At 52.9% G+C, this 19042-nt stretch carries 20 protein-coding genes; 17 read left to right on the forward strand and 3 right to left on the reverse strand.

The genetic code is table 11. The features are described from left to right. Positions 1-3: 3 nt before the first annotated feature. Positions 4-1020: a sugar kinase gene (locus MUB23_RS12695; protein ID WP_244800959.1), complete on the forward strand. Its 1017-nt coding sequence runs from the start codon at positions 4-6 to the stop codon at positions 1018-1020. A 129-nt stretch (positions 1021-1149) separates the two neighbouring features. Here MUB23_RS12695 and MUB23_RS12700 read toward each other — a convergent pair whose 3' ends face one another. After that, positions 1150-2436, reverse strand: coding sequence for a TRAP transporter large permease (locus tag MUB23_RS12700; protein ID WP_244800960.1), 1287 nt, complete (start codon positions 2434-2436; stop codon positions 1150-1152). Next, on the reverse strand, positions 2433-2933 hold the full coding sequence (locus tag MUB23_RS12705) for a TRAP transporter small permease (RefSeq protein ID WP_244800961.1): 501 nt from the start codon (positions 2931-2933) through the stop codon (positions 2433-2435). The genes MUB23_RS12700 and MUB23_RS12705 overlap by 4 nt, the downstream gene beginning before the upstream one ends. A 113-nt stretch (positions 2934-3046) precedes the next feature. Here MUB23_RS12705 and MUB23_RS12710 point away from each other — a divergent pair, with 113 nt between their 5' ends. The 8 genes from MUB23_RS12710 (at position 3047) to MUB23_RS12745 (ending at position 10221) form a co-directional block, all read left to right on the forward strand. Then, positions 3047-3979 carry a LysR family transcriptional regulator gene (locus tag MUB23_RS12710; RefSeq protein WP_244800962.1) on the forward strand — a complete coding sequence of 311 codons (933 nt, stop codon included), beginning with the start codon at positions 3047-3049 and terminating at the stop codon, positions 3977-3979. 98 nt (positions 3980-4077) lie between these two features. After that, positions 4078-5058 (forward strand): alpha/beta hydrolase, encoded by a 981-nt coding sequence (locus tag MUB23_RS12715; RefSeq protein ID WP_244800963.1) that lies wholly within the window; start codon positions 4078-4080, stop codon positions 5056-5058. A gap of 21 nt (positions 5059-5079) precedes the next feature. Continuing rightward, positions 5080-6228 carry a TRAP transporter substrate-binding protein gene (locus MUB23_RS12720; RefSeq protein ID WP_244800964.1) on the forward strand — a complete coding sequence of 383 codons (1149 nt, stop codon included), beginning with the start codon at positions 5080-5082 and terminating at the stop codon, positions 6226-6228. A gap of 180 nt (positions 6229-6408) precedes the next feature. After that, the gene (gene rbr / locus MUB23_RS12725; protein WP_244800965.1) at positions 6409-7023 is read left to right on the forward strand and encodes a rubrerythrin; all 615 of its coding nucleotides are present in this window, start codon (positions 6409-6411) and stop codon (positions 7021-7023) included. Continuing rightward, the gene (locus MUB23_RS12730; RefSeq protein ID WP_244800966.1) at positions 7020-7409 is read left to right on the forward strand and encodes a desulfoferrodoxin family protein; all 390 of its coding nucleotides are present in this window, start codon (positions 7020-7022) and stop codon (positions 7407-7409) included. Before rbr ends, MUB23_RS12730 begins: the two co-directional genes overlap by 4 nt. Positions 7410-7681: 272 nt before the next feature. Then, positions 7682-8098 carry a hypothetical protein gene (locus MUB23_RS12735; RefSeq protein ID WP_244800967.1) on the forward strand — a complete coding sequence of 139 codons (417 nt, stop codon included), beginning with the start codon at positions 7682-7684 and terminating at the stop codon, positions 8096-8098. A 22-nt stretch (positions 8099-8120) separates the two neighbouring features. Continuing rightward, positions 8121-9008 (forward strand): ABC transporter ATP-binding protein, encoded by an 888-nt coding sequence (locus tag MUB23_RS12740; protein ID WP_244800968.1) that lies wholly within the window; start codon positions 8121-8123, stop codon positions 9006-9008. Continuing rightward, positions 8995-10221, forward strand: coding sequence for an ABC transporter permease subunit (locus MUB23_RS12745; protein WP_244800969.1), 1227 nt, complete (start codon positions 8995-8997; stop codon positions 10219-10221). Before MUB23_RS12740 ends, MUB23_RS12745 begins: the two co-directional genes overlap by 14 nt. 91 nt (positions 10222-10312) lie before the next feature. Here the strand turns inward: MUB23_RS12745 and MUB23_RS12750 are convergent, their stop codons facing one another. Then, complete coding sequence (locus tag MUB23_RS12750) at positions 10313-10816, reverse strand: SEC-C metal-binding domain-containing protein (RefSeq protein WP_244800970.1); 504 nt, start codon at positions 10814-10816, stop codon at positions 10313-10315. Positions 10817-11041: 225 nt separating this feature from the next. Here MUB23_RS12750 and MUB23_RS12755 point away from each other — a divergent pair, with 225 nt between their 5' ends. The 8 genes from MUB23_RS12755 (at position 11042) to MUB23_RS12790 (ending at position 18977) form a co-directional block, all read left to right on the forward strand. After that, a complete protein-coding gene (locus MUB23_RS12755; protein WP_244800971.1) occupies positions 11042-11929 on the forward strand; it encodes a substrate-binding domain-containing protein in 888 nt (295 codons plus the stop codon). Continuing rightward, positions 11926-12777 carry a phosphate ABC transporter permease subunit PstC gene (gene pstC / locus MUB23_RS12760; RefSeq protein ID WP_244800972.1) on the forward strand — a complete coding sequence of 284 codons (852 nt, stop codon included), beginning with the start codon at positions 11926-11928 and terminating at the stop codon, positions 12775-12777. The genes MUB23_RS12755 and pstC overlap by 4 nt, the downstream gene beginning before the upstream one ends. Further along, complete coding sequence (pstA, locus tag MUB23_RS12765; RefSeq protein WP_244800973.1) at positions 12774-13607, forward strand: phosphate ABC transporter permease PstA; 834 nt, start codon at positions 12774-12776, stop codon at positions 13605-13607. The genes pstC and pstA overlap by 4 nt, the downstream gene beginning before the upstream one ends. Beyond that, positions 13600-14349, forward strand: coding sequence for a phosphate ABC transporter ATP-binding protein PstB (gene pstB, locus MUB23_RS12770; RefSeq protein ID WP_244800974.1), 750 nt, complete (start codon positions 13600-13602; stop codon positions 14347-14349). The genes pstA and pstB overlap by 8 nt, the downstream gene beginning before the upstream one ends. 1 nt (position 14350) lies before the next feature. After that, positions 14351-15034, forward strand: a complete 684-nt coding sequence (gene phoU / locus MUB23_RS12775; protein ID WP_244800975.1) for a phosphate signaling complex protein PhoU — start codon at positions 14351-14353, stop codon at positions 15032-15034. After that, a complete protein-coding gene (locus MUB23_RS12780) occupies positions 15031-16479 on the forward strand; it encodes an alkaline phosphatase (protein WP_244800976.1) in 1449 nt (482 codons plus the stop codon). The genes phoU and MUB23_RS12780 overlap by 4 nt, the downstream gene beginning before the upstream one ends. Positions 16480-16638: 159 nt before the next feature. After that, positions 16639-17313 carry a winged helix-turn-helix domain-containing protein gene (locus MUB23_RS12785; RefSeq protein WP_244800977.1) on the forward strand — a complete coding sequence of 225 codons (675 nt, stop codon included), beginning with the start codon at positions 16639-16641 and terminating at the stop codon, positions 17311-17313. After that, a complete protein-coding gene (locus MUB23_RS12790; protein WP_244800978.1) occupies positions 17310-18977 on the forward strand; it encodes a sensor histidine kinase in 1668 nt (555 codons plus the stop codon). The genes MUB23_RS12785 and MUB23_RS12790 overlap by 4 nt, the downstream gene beginning before the upstream one ends. Positions 18978-19042 lie beyond the last annotated feature (65 nt).

A 19042-nucleotide genomic window follows, 5' to 3' on the forward strand; every position in this document is an offset into this window, starting at 1 on the left:
AGGATGGAACACACGTATGACGCTCTGGTTTTTGGGGAGCCTTTGATTCGATTTTCACCAGCCGGCGGCTGCAGGCTGCAGGACGGCGGCGCTCTGAGCCGGTATGCCGGCGGAGCGGAGCTGAATGTGGCCGCCGGGCTGGCCCAGCTCGGTGCGAAAAGCGCTTACTGCACTAAACTTCCGGATCATGCTCTGTCGCGGTTTTTACTTGGTCAGGCGAAGGCGCGGGGCGTCTTGCTGGATCCGGTGATCTTTGACCGCCGGCCGGAGGCTCGCCTCGGCGTTTATTATTATGAAGGGGCCCATGCGCCGGCCAGGCCCTCGGTGGTCTATGATCGAAAAAATACGTCGGTGACTTCAATCGTCCCAGAGGAAATTCCGGAAGGGATCTTTGACCGGGCCAGGCTGTTTCACACCACGGGGATTACCCTGGGGATCGGCCGGGGGCCGCGGGAGACTGCGGTGGAGATGATCGATAGGTTCCGGGAGAACGGGGCAAAAATCTCGTTTGATATCAATTACCGTGCCAACCTCTGGACGGATCAGGAAGAGCGGGAAGCAGTGGAGCCGCTGCTTCCTCTGCTTGATATCCTGTTTATCTCCGAGGAGTCCCTGCGGCGGATGTTTGGCCGTACCGGGGATCTGCCGGTTATGATGCGGGCTTTTGCCAGAGAATATGGCATTTCCTATCTCCTGTCCACGATCCGGACGGTTCGGTCGCCGATCCGCCATGAATTTACCTCCATGGTCTATGACCGGGAGACGGATCATTTTTACACCGAAGCGCCCTATGAGATCGAGGTGCTGGATCGGATCGGCAGCGGCGACGCCTATGTGGCCGGCGCCCTGTCCGGCCTTTTGTGCGCGGACGGCTCCCTGGAACTTGCGATGCGCAGGGGTAATGCCATGGCGGCCCTAAAATGTGGAATCGCCGGAGACCTCCCGTCCGTCACCTTAACGGAACTGGAGCGGATAATGGAGTGGCACGCCGCCGGAAGCAAAGGGGAAATGGAGCGGTAAGTGAGCTGGATCGGGCCGGTTTCAGCGGAAGAAAGAACGCCCAAAAAAGAATATTGCAGAAGAAAACGAGCTGCCGGGAAAATTCGGCAGCTCGTTTTCTTGTCTCTTTCTTTTAGAAAATAAAACTGTTTACAGCAGTGCCATGGAGATCTGCGGCACATAGGTGATCAGAAGGAGCGCTACCAGATAGGAGAGGATAAAGGGCAGGGCCCGTTTTCCCACCTGCATCGGGTTGGTGTCGATCATTGGCCCGGAGATGAAAAGGTTTAGACCGAACGGAGGGGTGACGAACCCGATGGCCAGGTTGCAGACCATGATGACGCCGAGATGGATCCCATCGATGCCAAGGCTTTTGGCAAAGGGGAGAATCATCGGGGAAAGAATCATCATGGCCGGAGCCACGTCCATGACCATGCCGATCAAAATCAGAACCAGATTCAGCAGGAGCAGGAAGGCAATCCGGTTGTTCACAGCGGTGGAGAGGAATTCGGCCAGAGTCTGAGGCGCATTCATAAGCACCAAAACCTTGGCGAATGCCTGCGCCAGCCCCATCATCAAACCCAGAGGGGCGTAGGAAGAGACCGCCTGGCGGAAGAAAATCAGCAGATCCTTGAAGGTCACCGTCTTATAGATGAACAGGCAGACGAGGATCGCATAGAAGACGGATACACAGGCCGCCTCCGTGGGAGTGACAATGCCGGAGTAGATGCCGCCGAGGATAATAATCGGGGTGAGAAGGGCCCAAAAGCCGTCCAAAATGACCCGAAGGACTCCGCGTTCTTTCAGTTTATGATAAGAGGCTTCTATTTTTTCCCGGTCCTCCCCCTTTTTTCTGCAATAAAACTGGGTGTATGCCATCAGGCAGGCAGCGATCAGAATGCCCGGCAGAATACCGGCCGTAAACAAAGCGCTGACGGAAACTTCGGTCACCAGGGCGTAGGCGATAAAAGGAATGCTGGGCGGGATGATAACTCCCAGGCTGGAAGCCGTGGCCACCAGGGCGGCCGAGAACTTCTTTTCATAGCCGAGATTCGTCAGAACCGGAATACACATGGCTCCGACCGCCGCGCAGGTGGCAGTGCCGGAACCGGAGATCGCGCCGTAAAAAAGGCAGGTGACGATGACCGCGCAGGGCATTCCGCCTTTTACTTTACCGATGAAAACAGCGAAGACGTCGAAGAGTTTTTCCGACAGGCCGCCTTTGGCCATGATGGAGCCGGAGAGCATGAACAGCGGGATTGCCAGGATGGTTGTGACGTCCAGGCCGCTGATCAAAGAGCGGTAGATAAATTGCAGGTTGCCTTTAAAGGCAGGATCCGCAAGTCCCGGCAGGGCAGTGGCAAACCCTAAGGAGATGGCCACGGGAATGGATAAAAACAGGGTAATAAAAAAGACGATAAATACAATGGCAGTCATAGCTGGGCCTCCTTTTTATGGGACGGCAGGAACCGCAGGATCATTTTCTGGATGATGCGCAAGAGGGCAAGGGCAAAGCCCAGAGGGCCGGACAGGTAGACGATCCAGACCGGCATCTGGAGGGCCGGGGAGAGCTGATGAAGACTCATCAGTTTCATCGTGGTCTGCCAGGAAGCATAGGCAAACAGGACGTAAAAGACGAAGGATGCAAGATCCCCGAAAATGTCCAGAAGCTTCCCCAAAAACGGCGGCAGCATGCCTACCAGCAGGTCAACCCGGAGCATCTTATTGTTGCGGATGCAGTAACCGATGCCGAACAGAGAAGAATAGATAAAGCAATAGCGGCAGAATTCCTCGGCCCAGGGAAGCGGACTTTGGAATACGTAGCGCAGAATAATCTGCAGCATCATGACGACAGAGAGCAGCACCAGCGAGAGAACGCAGACTGCTTCTTCAAAATAAAGATCCAGCCATCGAATTATTTTTGGAATTTTCATGGCAATCCCTCCTCCTTTTGTGTGATTTCATTTTAATCTTGAATTATCATAATGTCTAATATATAATGGGACATAAACCAATAGATTGAAATCTATGAATGGAGGAGAGAGACATGGAATTGTTACAGCTGCGCTACTTCAAGCGGGTGGCCGAGCTACAGCATATGACAAAAGCCGCAGAAGAATTTCATATTGCCCAGCCGTCTTTGAGCAAGACAATCCGTCTTTTGGAGGATGAGCTGGGGACCGAGCTGTTTGACAGGAAAGGAAAGTACATTGTCTTAAACGATGCAGGGAGGATCTTCAAACATTATGCGGATACCGTGGTGTCCGCCGTGGATGACGCCAGGCAGGAAATCGAAGAGTATAAAGCCACGGGCAATGCGACGGTGACCATCTCCCTTCGGGTGGCGCCCATCGGCTTTCCGGATCTGATCGCCCGGTTCCGGGAACAGCATCCCGGCGTCAAGTTTATTGTGGAGCAGCACCAGCACTACCTGGATGATTTGAAGAAAGGCAGGTGCGATATCACGGTCTATTCCTCCATGACCAAGGTCAGCGCGCCCAATGAGCTGACGATTTTAGAAGAGCCGATTCTCTTGGCGGTGCCGAAAGAGCATCCCCTGGCCGAGCGGGAATTCGTCCGGCTGCGGGAAATCGCAGGGGAAGATCTGATTGCGTCCTCCCCGGCGGAGTCCAATTTGCGCTATGCCATCAATACCTATTGTAAAATCGCTGGTTTTCAGCCGAAGATCGTCATGGATTGCGATGACTATATGACGATCCAGGGCTTTGTGCGGACCGGGGTGGGGCTGGCGTTTATTCCGAAAGTTTCTTGGCTGGACCAGCAGGCGGTCCCCCAGGATCTGCACTACATTCCGATCGTAGAGCCGGAGTGCAAACGCTGCATCAATCTTCATTGGAAAAATACCGGTTACGTTTCAAAGGCATCGGTGCTATTTCGAAAATTTGCGCTGGAATACTTTTCAAAAAAAGCGGATTATCTGGTGCCGGAGGAAAGAATTTCCGTCATAAAAGAGAATTGATAGCTTAAGATCTATACATACATGGCTTATTATATATTGGACAGTATGAAAAAGTGAATATACAATGTCGGTAAGCAAAATGAAAAGAGGGACAACACATGTTACAGAAAGAAATAGACGTAACACAGTTTCCCTTGGCGTTTACCGACATTTTTTATGCGCAGCAGTCGCCGGAACAAAAGCTTGACATTTTTCTTCCGGAAAAAGGGAAAGGCCCTTATCCTCTGGTGGTGATTGTCCATGGCGGCGGATGGATTTCCGGCGGGCGGCGGGAGGAATGTATCTCCTCCCTGTATAAAACGGTATCCCAGGGGTATGCGGTGGCTGCGGTGGACTACCGGCTGGCGCCGGAAGGACAGTGGCCGCTCCAGGTGCACGACGTCAAAGCCGCCCTTCGGTTTTTGCGGGCGCACCGGGAGCAATACCGCCTGGATACGGAAACAATCGTTCTCTGGGGGAATTCAGCAGGGGCTTACCTGATTCAACTGGTGGCGGCTACCTGCAGAGGACACCGGATTGAAGATTTGGCGATGGGAAACGCTGGGGAAAGCTGCCGGGTGGACGGGATTATCAGTTGGTACGGTGTCTCCGATCTGGCGGCTCAGGATCAGGACATGAGCGAGACAAGCGGACATCCGGTTCGGATGCACGGAGGTAGCATGGAGAGCCCGGCCTGTCAGATGCTGGGCTGCGTCATTGATGAAAATCCTAAGAAGGCCAGGGAGGCCAGCAGTATTTCCTACATTGATGAGAATTTTGTGCCGGCTCTGATTCAGCATGGCACCGGCGACACATTGGTTTCCTACCGTCAGTCAGAACGACTGTACCGGAAAATCGTGGAAACCTGCGGTTTGGAGAGAGCTGCGCTGGAACTGTTTGAGGGAGCGGAACACGGGGATATGCGGTTTAAGACGGATGAAAACATCAACCGGTGCATTGATTTCTTGGATGAAATCTACTGGCCGGGCGGAAGGCCGAAGAAAAGAACACCTTTGCCGGAGATTCACCTTGTGGAAGGAACAGGCGGTTCCGGTGATGCTTTTGAGACAAAGAGAGAAGATACAATCATTTCAGGATAAATTTTATCAGGAGGTAAGAACATGAAAAAAAGAAATCAAGCAATTGCACTGGTCCTGAGCGGGGTGATGGCGCTGTCCCTCGCATCCTGCGGGAGCGGAAGTGGGACGACCACGGCGGCTGCGGGCACTACTGCTGCCCCGACGACGGCGGAAGCCGGCACCACGGCGGGAGAAGCAACCACAGCGGCAGGGACAACAGCGGCAGGCGCGGCGTCTGCCTCATCGGTGGATGCGTCCGCCTTTGAAAACCTGGAGCCGGTGAACCTGACGATTGCCAGCGCCGCGTCCTCCGCCAATATGATTTACAGCCTTCAGGTCCAGGCCGCGGAGGAAGTAAAGGAAAAATCCGGCGGCAAACTGAACATCGATGTGGTGTGGGACGGTTCCCTGGGCAATGACAATGAGCTGATTAATAGCTGCATCATGGGCGACGTGGATATGGCCTATGTAGCCACGTCCTCCCTTTCCACCACCTGCCCCCAGGCGGCAATCTTTGATATTCCCAGCTTGTTTGACGACATCATCAAAGCCAACAATGCGGTGGCGGAGTTTGCCCCGATATTTGACGGTTATGTCAATGAGTACGGCATGAAAGTATTGGGCTTGTCCACCAACACCTTCCGCGGCCTGTCCACCAATACCAAGATTGAAAAACCGGAAGACTTCAAAGGAATGAGCATCCGCTGCCCGGAAAACAAATATTATCAGGCCTATTACGAGAATTTGGGCTGCAATCCGACTCCTCTGGCATTCAGCGAGCTGTTCGTCGCGCTACAGCAGGGGCTGGTTCAGGCCCAGGATAATCCGGCCCAGGCCGTGGCAGCCATGAAGTTCTATGAGGTTCAGGATTACTATATGGATATGAAGTCCATCACTTATGTCTTCCCGATCTTGATGAATCTGGACACCTTCAACAGCTTGGATCCCGCTTATCAGAGCCTTCTGGTTGAATTTGCGGAGCGCTACGGAGAGCTTTGCCGGGACACGGCGGAGGAGGATTATAACAATTCGATAAAAGCCATGGAAGGCCAGATCGAAGTCCTGCCGGTCACCGATGAGATCCGCGCGGCAATCGTCGCGGCCGGGGAGCCCATCGTGGATATGGTCCGGGCCGACCTGGGAGATGAGATCGTGGATCAGTATCTGAAGATTGCGGAATCGGTAAAATAGGAACATCAAAAAGAGAGCCGGGTTTTGTGCCTTGGCTCTTTTTCAATCCCAAGTTTTTTGACACCAGCTTTTCCAGGACTTGGATCACCTTGGCAAATCCAAATTTCCTCCTTCCTTTTGGATAATTTCCCAGAACCAGGAAATACTAGGAGAAATGATATAGGAAAGGAAGGATTCTCCATGGATTTTAATCAAAGTGAAACCAAGAAGAACCTGATGCGGGCGTTTGCCGGGGAAAGCCAGGCCAGAAACCGGTATACGATCGCGGCGGCCCAGGCAAAGAAAGAGGGGCTGGACGCCATCGCGGCCATTTTTCTCTATACGGCGGATCAGGAAAAGGAGCATGCCGAGATTTTTTATAAACATCTGACCGAGGCGGCCGGAGAGACCATCGAGATCGACGGAACTTACCCGGTGGATATTGCCAACAGCACCGCAGAACTGCTGCGGATGGGCCAGCACAATGAATACGAGGAACATGACGATGTGTATCAGGCCTTTGGCGACAAAGCCAATGAGGAGGGATTCAAAAAGATTGCCGCTTCCTTCTATCTGATTGCGGATATTGAAAAGACCCACGGCGACCGTTTTGGCTACTTTGCAGAACTGCTGGAGAAGGGGGAACTCTATCAATCGGAGGACACCACTTACTGGCTGTGCCTGAACTGCGGCCACATCCACAAAGGCACCAAGGTGCCGCCGAAATGCCCGGTCTGCGATCATGAGCAAGGGTATTTTATCCCGCTTTGCCTGTCTCCCTACGAACCCATTGAAAAGGAGAAATATCAGTTATGAGCAAACCAAAATTTTTAGCGTGTGACCAGTGCAAAACGATTGTCCAGGTGCTCTGCGAGGCGGAAGGCGCCCACTATTCCTGCTGCGGCCAGCAGATGAAAGAGCTGACGCCGAACACTTCCGAGGGAGCTACAGAGAAACACTTGCCGGTGGTGGAGAAGAACGGAAACCGGGTCTGCGTGAAGGTGGGCAGCGTATTCCATCCCATGACCGAGGAACACAGCATCGGTTGGGTGTATCTGGAGACGGAAAAAGGCGGCCAGCGCGTCTGCCTGAAAGCCGGTGAGGAACCTCAGGCTGAATTCGTGGTGGCAGAAGGAGACCGCCCGGTGGCGGCTTATGCCTGGTGTAATCTGCATGGGTTTTGGAAAGCGGAAGTTCACTGAGGCTCTGTGATTGTTTTTGCGTGTAAATTTTTACTATAGTTGGATGTAAGAAAAGGAAAGCCTTTCCAATCGACGTTGAATCTGGCGTGGTTGGGGGGCTTTTCTTTTGTATTGCACGGAAAAATTTCTATGAAGCGTTTCTGACTTATTTCAATCACTCAAAAATATTTTTACTTTAACTATCTTTTTTCGCCCCGAACCTGTTATAAATAATAAAGGCACGTTCCAATACGGCAGAGAGGAGGAAAAACAGAAGTACAGGCGCCTGTGAGGTGGAGTGCACGACGTTTTACTCGATCCGGCAAGTTTACGCCGCCCGCATGATTCTCTTTGCCCTGGTGGATTTAGTTTTATTAAGTCTATTCCTGATCGCAGCGTCCTCGACGGCTAAACTGACGGCCGGAGAGCTGATTATACAATTTTTTGTGCCTTTTAATGTGGCTTGCTGCATTTGTTTCCGGCTGTTGTACAGCAAAAAGGAGAACTCGGAATTATTGGCATTGTTCTTTTGCATGATTTGGACGGCTGTCTGGGTGCAGATTGTATGTAAGGAAGCAATTTATCAGGTTGTGTCCGTGCCGGTTTGGATTGCCATGTTAATCCTATCAGCATTGTATTTCGGGTATAGCATTTGGAAGGGGCAAAAACAGGGAATGCCAGTTGAATTGCTCCTGTGCCACAGGATATAGAAATTTAGGAGGTTAAAACAGGATGGAATTAAAACTTTTGGATGTCAGCAAGGAATTTCAGGATATTGCGGCAGTCGATCATGTATCCTATTCTTTGGCAAACGGAGTCTACGGGCTTTTGGGCGTGAACGGCGCAGGGAAAACGACACTTATGAGAATTTTGTGTACCTTGCTCAAGCCGACCTCCGGATCGGTTACCTGGAATGGGAAGGATATTTTTGCAATGGACGGCGAGTACCGAAAACTTTTGGGCTATCTGCCTCAGGATTTTGGATATTATCCTGATTTTACGGTTTATGATTATCTGATGTACATTGCTTCCATAAAAGGACTGCGGCCTGCCGTTGCCAAGCGGAGGACCGATGCGCTGCTGGCCCAGGTGGGACTTAGCAATATGAAACAGAAAAAGATGAAGAAGCTGTCCGGAGGAATGAAGCGGCGGGCGGGAATCGTGCAGGCGATGCTGAACAATCCCCGGATCCTGATTCTGGATGAACCGACGGCGGGCTTAGATCCCAATGAAAGGATCCGCTTTCGCAATCTGATCAGCGAGTTGTCGGAAGAGCGGTTGGTATTGTTGTCGACCCATATCGTTTCAGATATTGAATACATCGCAAATGAAATTCTTCTGATGAAAAAAGGACGGATAACCATGTCCGGCACCGCAGAGACACTGATTCATTCCATGCCGGAAAAAGTGTGGAGCTGCGAAGTCCCGAAAGCAATGGTGGATTCTTTCCTTAAAAGATACAAAGTAGCCAATGTAAAAACAGTTCACGGCGGCGCCAGGCTTCGGATAATATCGGCGAATCCGCCGGCTGAAAACGCTTGTTTGGAAACGCCTTCCTTGGAGGATGTTTTTTTATATTATTTTGGAGAAAAGGCAGGGCAAGAGGATGATCAAATATGAATTGAAAAAGATTTTTTCAAAGACAAGCAGTAAGATCGCTGTTTTGTTGCTGCTGGCGATTGTTTTCGTCATTTGCTGGATGACCGTGGACGTCTCTTATGTGAATGAAAAGGGAGAAAAAGAAACCGGCTTCGCAGCGGCCCGGAAGCTGAGAGAAACACAGAAAGAATGGGCCGGTGATCTGGACGAAGAACGGTTGCGGCAGGTAATCGGAGAAATCAGAAGGATCAACGCTACCCCGGAAGCAAGGTCGAAAAATGAGTCGGAAAACGAGATCGCATACAGTTGGCAGCAAGGGATAGACGATATCCGTGATCTGCTCAACCGATCGTTTGGGGAAAATTATCGTTCTTACGATTACTACCGGGCGGACAGTTTAAATGCAGAGGACGCCGCCCTTTTTTATAGCAATCGGATCATCTTGCTGAAGAACTGGCTGGCGGATGAAGCAAAAGATCAGTATACAGACAGAGAAAAGGAATTTCTGATCGGACAATACGAATCCTTGAAGACACCTATTTTCTATGATTACATGAGGGGATGGTCGCAGCTATTTGATTATTCCCCGAAAATCATCATGATAACAATCCTGATTTTGGGATTTTTGGTTGCCGGGATCTTCTCAAACGAATTTGCGTGGAAATCTGATCCGATATTTTTTTCCACGGCCTATGGCAGAAATAAAGCGGTTGCCGCAAAGATCAAAGCTGGGGCCTGCATGGTCACGGTCCTTTATTGGGCGGCAATGCTATTGTACAGCGGAGTTGTGCTGTTCTATTACGGCGCCGACGGCGCAGCCTGTCCCGTTCAAGTGATGTTTTCCGGGTGGAAAAGTTTTTTTAACATCCAGATTTGGCAGGAATATGTGCTTATGGCTGCGGGAGGCTATATTGGCTGCCTGTTCCTCTCTTTTCTTACGATGCTGGTTTCTTCGAAAACCAAGTCGACGGTCCTGGCCGTCATGGTGCCATTTGTTCTGATCTTCATTCCGTCGTTCCTGGGCAATCTAAATAGCCCTGTGGTAAACAAGATCCTGGGCTTGCTGCCGGACAGGCTGCTGCAAATCAGCGCAATCATAGGAGCTTTTGATCTGTATGAGCTGGGAGGAAAAGTCGTTGGCGCGATCCCGATCCTGCTTGTATTGTACAGTCTATTGGCAATCCTGCTGCTGCCGGTTCTCTACCGGGATTACCGGCGTAAACAAATCTTTTAGCGGGAAGGAACAGAGTTTTTTGCCGTTGCCAAAACCCCTCCGAAATTCCCGCTTTACTGGGGATTCCGGAGGGGTTTTTCATTTCGAAGTCTTATTTCACTTTTCCGCAGCAGAATTTATATTTCTTTCCGCTGCCGCAGGGACAGGGATCATTTCGTCCGATCTTCGGACCCTTGACAATGGTCCCAGCGCGGCGCTGCTCCTTGTAAAGCTCTTTTTGGCGTTCCGGCGTCAAGAGATCGTTCCACTGAGGAAGCTGGTACAGCCATTCCGCCTTGGCGTCCACCATGTTCTTATACAGCAGTTCTTTATCGTAATCCAGATTGACGACCGTGTCGGCTTCCATGGTCTCCACCGGGTTCGGGTCTTTCAGGCTTTCATTGATTCCGTCCAGAAAACCGGTCATCCGATAGAGGTCCATCCCATAACGGTCCGCCAGTTCCTGAACCGTGCCGGAAACAGGCTCAGTTTCCACCAGAAGCTTTTCATAAACTTCCCGCTCTTTCTGAAAATAATCGGTCCAGAAGGCCTGTGCGGCTTCCTTGGTTGTCCCCTGCTTCTCCGCATAATCCTGCCATTCCTGTAAAAGTGCCATGTATCTTTCCTCTCTTCCTATTTCTTTCATCCTGATGGGAATTTTCTAACACAGTCTACCACAAAATTGAAGTTTTGACTAGAGCCTGGGCCAAAAATAAGGAGAAAATCCATTGAATGTTTTCTTTTTTTTCAGGAATACTAATTTTACAAGGATTTAACAATGGGGATAGCCTCCCTTAACATTTCTGATCTATGCTAGTTTAGTAGAAAAAGAGGGAATACAATGGACAAAAAAGTTCTGATCGGCGGGATGCTTCTTTTTCTGACCTTTTTGACCGGGTGCGGCAGCCGGACGGCGGTATTTGATCCGGATGGGGAAATTCACATGGTCTCCAGGGAGGAAGGCTCCGGGACCCGGACCGCTTTTACTGAACTGTTCGGCGCAGTGACGGTGGATCCGGACGGAAAAAAACAGGATGCAATCACCGTGGAAGCGGAGATCACCAACAATACGGCGGTGATGATGACCGCCGTTGCCGGCGACCCGGCCGCAGTCGGCTATATTTCTATGGGGTCCTGGAACAATTCGGTGAAGGCATTGAACATTGACGGGGTTGAGGGGACGCCGGAGAATGTAAGGAACGGGACCTATGCGGTGTCCCGGCCGTTTTATTTAGTCAGCAGAGAAACCCTTTCTCCGGCGGCGGAGGATTTTAAAAACTATATTTTAAGCGCAGAAGGGCAGAAGCTGATCGAGGAAAACGGATATATCCCGGTGGAAGCGGGAGCGGCCTATCAAAACAGCAATGCGGCGGGGAAAGTGGTGGTGGCCGGATCCTCCTCCGTCAGCCCGGTGATGGAAAAACTTTTGGAGGCATACCAAAAAAGGCAGCCCGATGTGACGGTGGAACTGCAGACCAATGACTCCACCACCGGCGTGACGTCAACGATCCAGGGGATTTGCGACCTTGGAATGGTCAGCCGGTCCCTGCGGGAGGAAGAACAGAAACAGAACATTACCGGAGTGGAGATTGCGCGGGACGGAATCCTTGTGATTGTCAATCCAATCTGTCCGATTCACTCCATCGGGAAGGATCAGGTGCGGCGGATTTTTACTGGAGAAATCGAAAGCTTCCGGGAAATCCTGTCCGGGGCGGGAGGTGTGCAATGAAAGCAGTTCGGGAAAAAGGAATGCAGATTCTTTTTTTGCTCTGCGCCTGTGCGTCCATCTTGGCGGTTGCCTTGATCTGTGTCTTTTTGTTCGCCGGCGGGTTTCCCGCCTTCCGGGAAATCGGCCTCTTTACCTTTTTAAGCGGAACGGTCTGGAAGCCGGGCAGCGAGACTTTTGGAATCCTGCCGATGATCCTGGGGAGCCTGTATGTGACGGCGGGAGCGATCCTGCTGGGGGTGCCGGTGGGCCTGTTTACCGCTGTTTTCCTGGCCTATTTTTGCCCGGAGAAAATCTATCGGATCTTAAAACCGGCGGTCAATCTGCTAGCTGGGATTCCCTCGGTCATCTATGGATTTTTTGCGTTGGTGATCCTGGTTCCCTTTGTCCGCGAGACTTTTGGAGGCAGGGGAAGTTCCATCCTGACCGGTTCCCTGCTCTTGGGATTTATGATTCTGCCGACCGTGATCAGCGTGGCGGAGGCCGCCATCCGGGCGGTTCCAAGGACGTACTATGAAGGGGGATTGGCTCTGGGAGCAAGCAAGGAGCGGAGCTTGTTTTTTGCCTTGCTGCCAGGCGCTCGTTCCGGTATCCTGGCCGGCGTCGTGCTGGGGATCGGCCGGGCGGTCGGGGAGACCATGGCAGTCTTGATGGTGGTCGGGAACCAGGCCCGCATCCCTAAAAGCCTGCTGGACGGAGTGCGGACGCTGACCACCAATATCGTACTGGAGATGGGATACGCCTCCGGGCTGCACCGGGAGGCATTGATTGCCACGGCGGTGGTTTTATTCCTTTTTATCCTCCTGATCAACCTGTCTTTCTCCGCGCTGAAAAGGAGGGCTGGGGAATGAAAAAAGATCCGTTATCCCGGCTGCTATGGTTCCTGGTCTGGGGATCTGCCATTTTGACAGCCGCGCTCGTAGCAGTGCTGATTGGCTTTGTCCTTATCCGCGGGATCCCGCATCTGCGGGCGTCCCTGTTTTCCTGGACCTATACGTCCGAAAACGTATCGCTGCTTCCTTCCTTGATCAATACGCTGGCCATGACCGCACTGGCGCTGGCTGCAGCGGTTCCGCTGGGGGTGGGGGCAGCTGTCTATCTGACGGAGTACGCAAAGAGAGGAAACCGCCTGGTGGGCATCATCCGGCTGACGTCGGAAACCCTGGCGGGAATCCCTTCGATCGTCTATGGTCTGTTCGGCATGATTTTTTTTGTCGACACACTGGGGCTTGGGTTGTCTCTGCTGTCCGGAGCCGCCACCATGGCCGTGATGGTGCTTCCTTTGATGATGCGCACCACCGAAGAAGCGCTTCACTCGGTGCCGGACTCCTTTCGGGAGGGGAGCTTTGGCCTGGGGGCAGGAAGGCTGCGGACCATTTTTCGGATTGTTCTGCCGCCGGCGGTTCCCGGCATCCTCTCCGGTGTGATTTTGTCCGTCGGGCGGGTGGTCGGCGAGACCGCAGCCCTTTTATATACGGCGGGAACCGTAGCCAGTCTTCCGGAGAACTTGTTTTCTTCCGCCCGGACGCTTTCCGTTCACATGTACACGCTGGCGGGGGAAGGCCTGCATGTGGATGAGGCGTATGCCACCGCAGTGGTTCTGCTGGGACTTGTGGTCCTGATCAACGGCTTGTCCGCCCTGGCGGCCGGAAAATGGAAAAAAGGAGGCGGCCATGGATAAATTTGAGGTGAACAATCTGGATCTTTATTACGGCGAATTCCAGGCGCTCAAAAAACTTTCCCTGCAAATTCCGGCCAGGGAGATCACGGCGTTTATCGGTCCTTCGGGGTGTGGAAAATCCACGCTCTTGAAATGTCTGAACCGGATGAACGATCTGGTGGAGGGCTGCCGGATCACCGGGAGCATCCGGCTGGACGGGGAAGACATCTACGGGGACATGGACGTGACGCTTCTGCGCAAGCGGGTTGGTATGGTATTTCAAAAACCGAATCCGTTTCCGATGAGCATCTATGACAATGTTGCTTTTGGTCCCCGGACCCATGGCGTTCGCTCCCGGTCCAAGCTGAATGAGCTTGTAGAAAAGTCCCTGCGGAGCGCGGCGATCTGGGATGAGGTGAAGGACCGGCTGAAAAAAAGCGCCCTGGGGCTTTCCGGCGGCCAGCAGCAGCGGCTTTGTATCGCACGGGCGCTGGCAGTGGAGCCGGAGGTTCTCCTGATGGATGAACCGACCTCGGCGCTGGACCCCATCTCCACTTCGCGGATTGAGGAGCTGGCAGCGGAATTAAAACAGCGGTATACAATAGTCATGGTGACCCATAACATGCAGCAGGCGGTGCGGATTTCAGATAAAACCGCATTTTTCCTGATGGGGGAGGTCATCGAGTTCGGGGATACGGATCAGATCTTTTCGATGCCGCAAGATTCCCGGACCGAAGAATATATTACCGGGAGGTTTGGATGAGATGAGAAATCGTTTTGACCGGCAACTGGAAGAACTGCATACGGAACTGATCCAGATGGGGGCGCTCTGTGAGCGGGCGATCCGAAAAGCAGTGGCGGCTGTGATGGAAAGCGACGCAGCTAAGGCAAAGGAAGCGCTGGAAGCGGCCGGAGAGACGGACCGGATGGAGCGGGAGGCGGAAAATCTTTGTCTGAAGCTGCTGCTCCATCAGCAGCCGGTGGCCCGCGATCTGCGCCAGGTCTCGGCGGCCCTGAAAATGATTACGGACATGGAGCGGATCGGCAATCAAGCCGCGGATATCTCCGAGATTGTGATGGAGCGGGATCTCTGTTCCTACGCTAAGACCGTGGATATGGCTGGGATGGCGGAGACTGCCATTGAGATGGTGACAAGGAGCGTGGACTCCTATGTCAAACAGGATCTGGAGCTGGCGAAGTGGGTGATCCGGGAAGATGATGTGGTGGACGACGCCTTTGTCAGCATGAAAAGCAGACTAGTGCAGCAACTGGTCGGCGACGGCGCAGAATGCGCCTTGGATCTGTTGATGGTGGCAAAATATCTGGAAAAAATCGGAGATCACGCGGTCAATATTGCCGAGTGGGTGGAGTTTTCCATCACCGGCATTCACCGCAGAGGCGAAAAACCGGAAGAAGAATCTGAACCGATAGGTAACAGTAAATCATGAAACAGGATGCTTTCCGTTCCTTTCGCAGAAGTATAGCAGTCCTGGCCGCGGCCTGCCTGGTTTTATCCGGCTGCCGCACGGAGGAAAAAGAACCGACTGAGACGGTTCCAGAATACGAAGCCGCATCCGCAGAGACAAAGAAGACACCGAAATATATTTTCCTTTTTATCGGGGATGGAATGAGCTATTCCCAGATCCAGCTGACGGCAGACTACCTGGGATTGGAGAAGTCCGGAAAGACGGTTCCTGAATCGCTATCCTTCCTGGACTTCCCGGTGACAGGCAGCCTGGAAACAGGGAACGCGGAATCTTTCTGCACGGATTCTGCTTCCGCGGGTACGGCCATGGCGACGGGAAAAAAGACAAAAACGGGTGTCCTGGGTATGGATGCAGACGGGGTACGGACGGAGAGCATCACAGAGAAATTAAAAGCACAAAAGGGATTCCGGATCGGGCTGGCAACGACTGTGAATTTGAATCATGCGACGCCAGCGGCTTTTTATGCGCACCAGCCTTCCCGGAATCTCTACTATGAAATCGGAGGGGAACTGCTGGCTGGCGGCTTTGATTTTCTTGCCGGAGGAAGCCTGCTGGAACCGACCGGAAAGAAGGAAGAAGGCGTTAGCCTTTATGCCCTGGCAGAACAGACCGGATATCAGATGATATGGGGGAAACCCCAGACAGTGGATTGGACCGGTAAGGTTTGGATCACGGCATCCGAGACGGACGCCAAAGGCGCGCTTCCATTTCTGCTGGATGGGGGCGGGGGATGGACCCTGGCCGATAGCGTAAAGGCGGGAATCCAGGCGCTTCAAAATGGAGATGGTTTTTTCCTGATGGCGGAGGCCGGGAAAATCGACTGGGCATGTGAAGCCAATGATGCGCGCACCATGATCGAAGAGGTATCCGGGCTGGATCTGGCGGTACAGGAGGCGGTACGGTTTCAGAAGCAGCATCCGGATGATACGCTGATCTTGGTAACCGGCGATCATGAAACCGGAGGACTCAGCATTGGAAATCGGGAAAATGGGCTAAAAACTCATCTCGACCTCCTGTCCGGGCAGCAGATTTCCTTTGCCAGGTATGAAGAAGAACTGGTCACCCAATATAAAAAACAGCAGATGGCTTTCACCAGTGTTCAGTCGGAGCTGGCCGAGTGGTTTGGCCTGGGAGAAGGGGGACTTGCTTTATCCGAGGAAGAGTGGAACCTCCTAAAGGAAGCCTATCAGGAGACCCTAGATACTGCCTACAAAGGGCGTTCTCCCTTGATCCAGGCGGTCGGGACGCTGATCGCAGAAAAAGCAGGGATCGGATGGTCGACCGGGCAGCACAGCGGACAGCCTGTGCCGGTATTTGCCCTGGGAGTGGGGGCGGAACGCTTTGCCGGCTGGCAGGATAACACGGATATCTTTAAACATCTAGCGGAGCTGACGGGAGTCAACTGAATTTTAGAAAAAAATGAGCGGAAATCTTACACCGTTTATGTTATGCTAAAGAAAAACATGGCGGGAATGCTTAAATCCAGACGGCCGCCGGTACGTGCCGCCGGCGGACCAAAGGTTTGCATAGAACGGCAATCCCAATTAGAAGGAAGGATAGAAATCATGATTTACTGCGTTGAGGACGATGATAGTATCCGGGAACTGGAGGTTTATACCCTGAGAGCAACTGGCTTTGAGGCGGAAGGGTTTGCGGACGGAGCCGGTTTTTTTGAGGCTTTGGAGAAAGAACTGCCGGAGCTGGTTCTCTTAGACATCATGCTGCCGGACGAAGACGGGCTTTCGATCTTACACCGCCTCCGCAGCCGCAGGAGCACGGAACAGATTCCTATTATTTTAGCTACGGCAAAGGGGAGCGAATACGATAAGGTGAAAGGGCTGGACGGCGGCGCCGACGATTATCTGGCGAAACCTTTTGGCATGATGGAGCTGGTTTCCCGCGTCAAGGCGGTGCTCCGCCGGGCCGTCCGCCAGCCAAAGCTGTCCGTGCTTTCGGCCGGTTCCATTCAGTTGGATTCCGACGCGCGGCGGGTATTTGTCGGGGAAGAAGAGATTACATTGACGCTAAAAGAATTTGATCTGCTTCAATACCTTCTGGAGAATTCCGGCAGGGTTTTGACGAGAGACCAGCTCCTGATTCATATTTGGGGCTATGATTTTGACGGGGAAACCCGCACTGTGGACGTACATATCCGAACTCTTCGGAATAAGTTGGGAGAAGCCGGACAGGCGATCGAGACCGTCCGCGGTATGGGATACCGTATCGGAGGAAATCGATGAAAAAACGAATTTTTCGCAGCATGTGCCTTCTGTCGGCTTTCGGGGTGCTGGTGACGACGCTGGCCGTTGCTGTTTTGCTCTATCAGGAGTTTTACGACAATATGCAGCTGGAAGTCCAGACCGAGGCGGAATATCTGGTCAAGGGCGTGGAGCAGGACGGGAGCGTGTATCTGGAAGAGATCCGGAATAAGTCGGTGCAAAACCGGCTGACGTGGATTGACTCGGACGGGACGGTGCTCTTTGACAGTGAAACCGAGGCGGAGGCCCTCGACAATCACCTTTCCAGGCCGGAGGTCCAGGATGCAATCATAAAGGGCAGCGGCAAAAACGCGCGCCTTTCCGGCACGATGGGACAGCAGATTTTTTATTACGCGGTCCGGCTGGAAGATGGAACCGTGCTCCGGGTTTCCAAAACCGTGGACAGCGTGTTCCGCATGGTGCTTGGCTGCGTGCCGTATCTGGTAGGGATTGCGGTTCTGGTGACTGGAGCCGCCATGCTTTTTGCCAAACGCCAGACCAAACGAATCATCCAGCCGATCAACAACCTGGATCTGGAGACCCCGATGGATCAGGACATGTATGAGGAACTGTCTCCCCTGCTTTTGCGGATTTCCCGGCAGAACGCCTCAATCGAGGCGAGCCTGCGGGCGTTAAAAGAGCAGAAGGAAGAGTTTCAGTCCATCACGGATCATATGAGAGAAGGCCTGTTGGTGCTGGACAACCGGGGAAGCGTCCTGTCCATCAATGAGAGCGCCAGGCAGATATTCCAGGTTCAAAAAGACGAAGTCCTCCACCACAATATACTTCGGGTCAGCCGGGATGAGGCAGTCCAGCATTCCGTGGAAGCCGCACTCGGCGGGGAGAATGGGGAGGGGCTGGTGGATCTGGACGGCCGCAGCTATCAGCTTCTTGCCAATCCGGTCTGGGCGGACGGAATTCTGAAAGGCTGCATTTTACTGCTTCTCGATGTGACGGAGCGGCAGAAAGCGGAGCAGCAGAGGCGGGAGTTCACCGCCAATGTTTCCCATGAGCTGAAGACGCCTTTGCAGTCAATCTCCGGCTACGCGGAGCTTCTGCAAAACGGGCTGGTGAAGGAAGCGGATGTCCCGCGGTTTTCGGAGCGGATTTATAAAGAAGCCAGCCGTCTGATGGCCCTGGTGGAAGATATTATCCGGCTGTCCCAGTTGGATGAGGGGCAAGAGGAGATGGAGAAAAAGCCGGTGGAACTGTTTACTCTGGCCAAGGAGGTCGGAGCCCGTTTTCAGGAAAATGCCTGCCAAAAGGAGGTCACGCTTACGGTTGCGGGACGCCCGGCTAAAGTATGCGGAAGCCGCAGAATTTTGGAGGAAATGATCGCAAATTTGTGTGATAACGCTGTGAAGTACAACCGCGCCGGCGGCACAGTGGAAGTCTGGGTGGAACCTTTGGAGGACGGTACGGTTCTGACGGTGGAGGATACGGGAATCGGAATTCCGGAGGAAAGCCGGAGCCGGGTATTCGAGCGGTTTTACCGGGTGGATAAAAGCCGGTCCAAGGAGACCGGGGGAACCGGCCTGGGACTTTCCATCGTCAAGCATGGCGCTCAGTATCACCATGCGGATTTAAAACTGATCAGTGAGTTGGGGAAAGGGACACGGATTACCATTCGTTTCCCCAAGGAGTAATTCCCATCCGAAAGATTGGGATTCTGATCTTACCCGCCATCGGGCTGGATCGGATCAGGGATACA

The sequence above is a fragment of the Cuneatibacter sp. NSJ-177 genome, from assembly GCF_022867805.1.
Taxonomy (GTDB): Bacteria; Bacillota; Clostridia; order Lachnospirales; family Lachnospiraceae; genus Pseudolachnospira.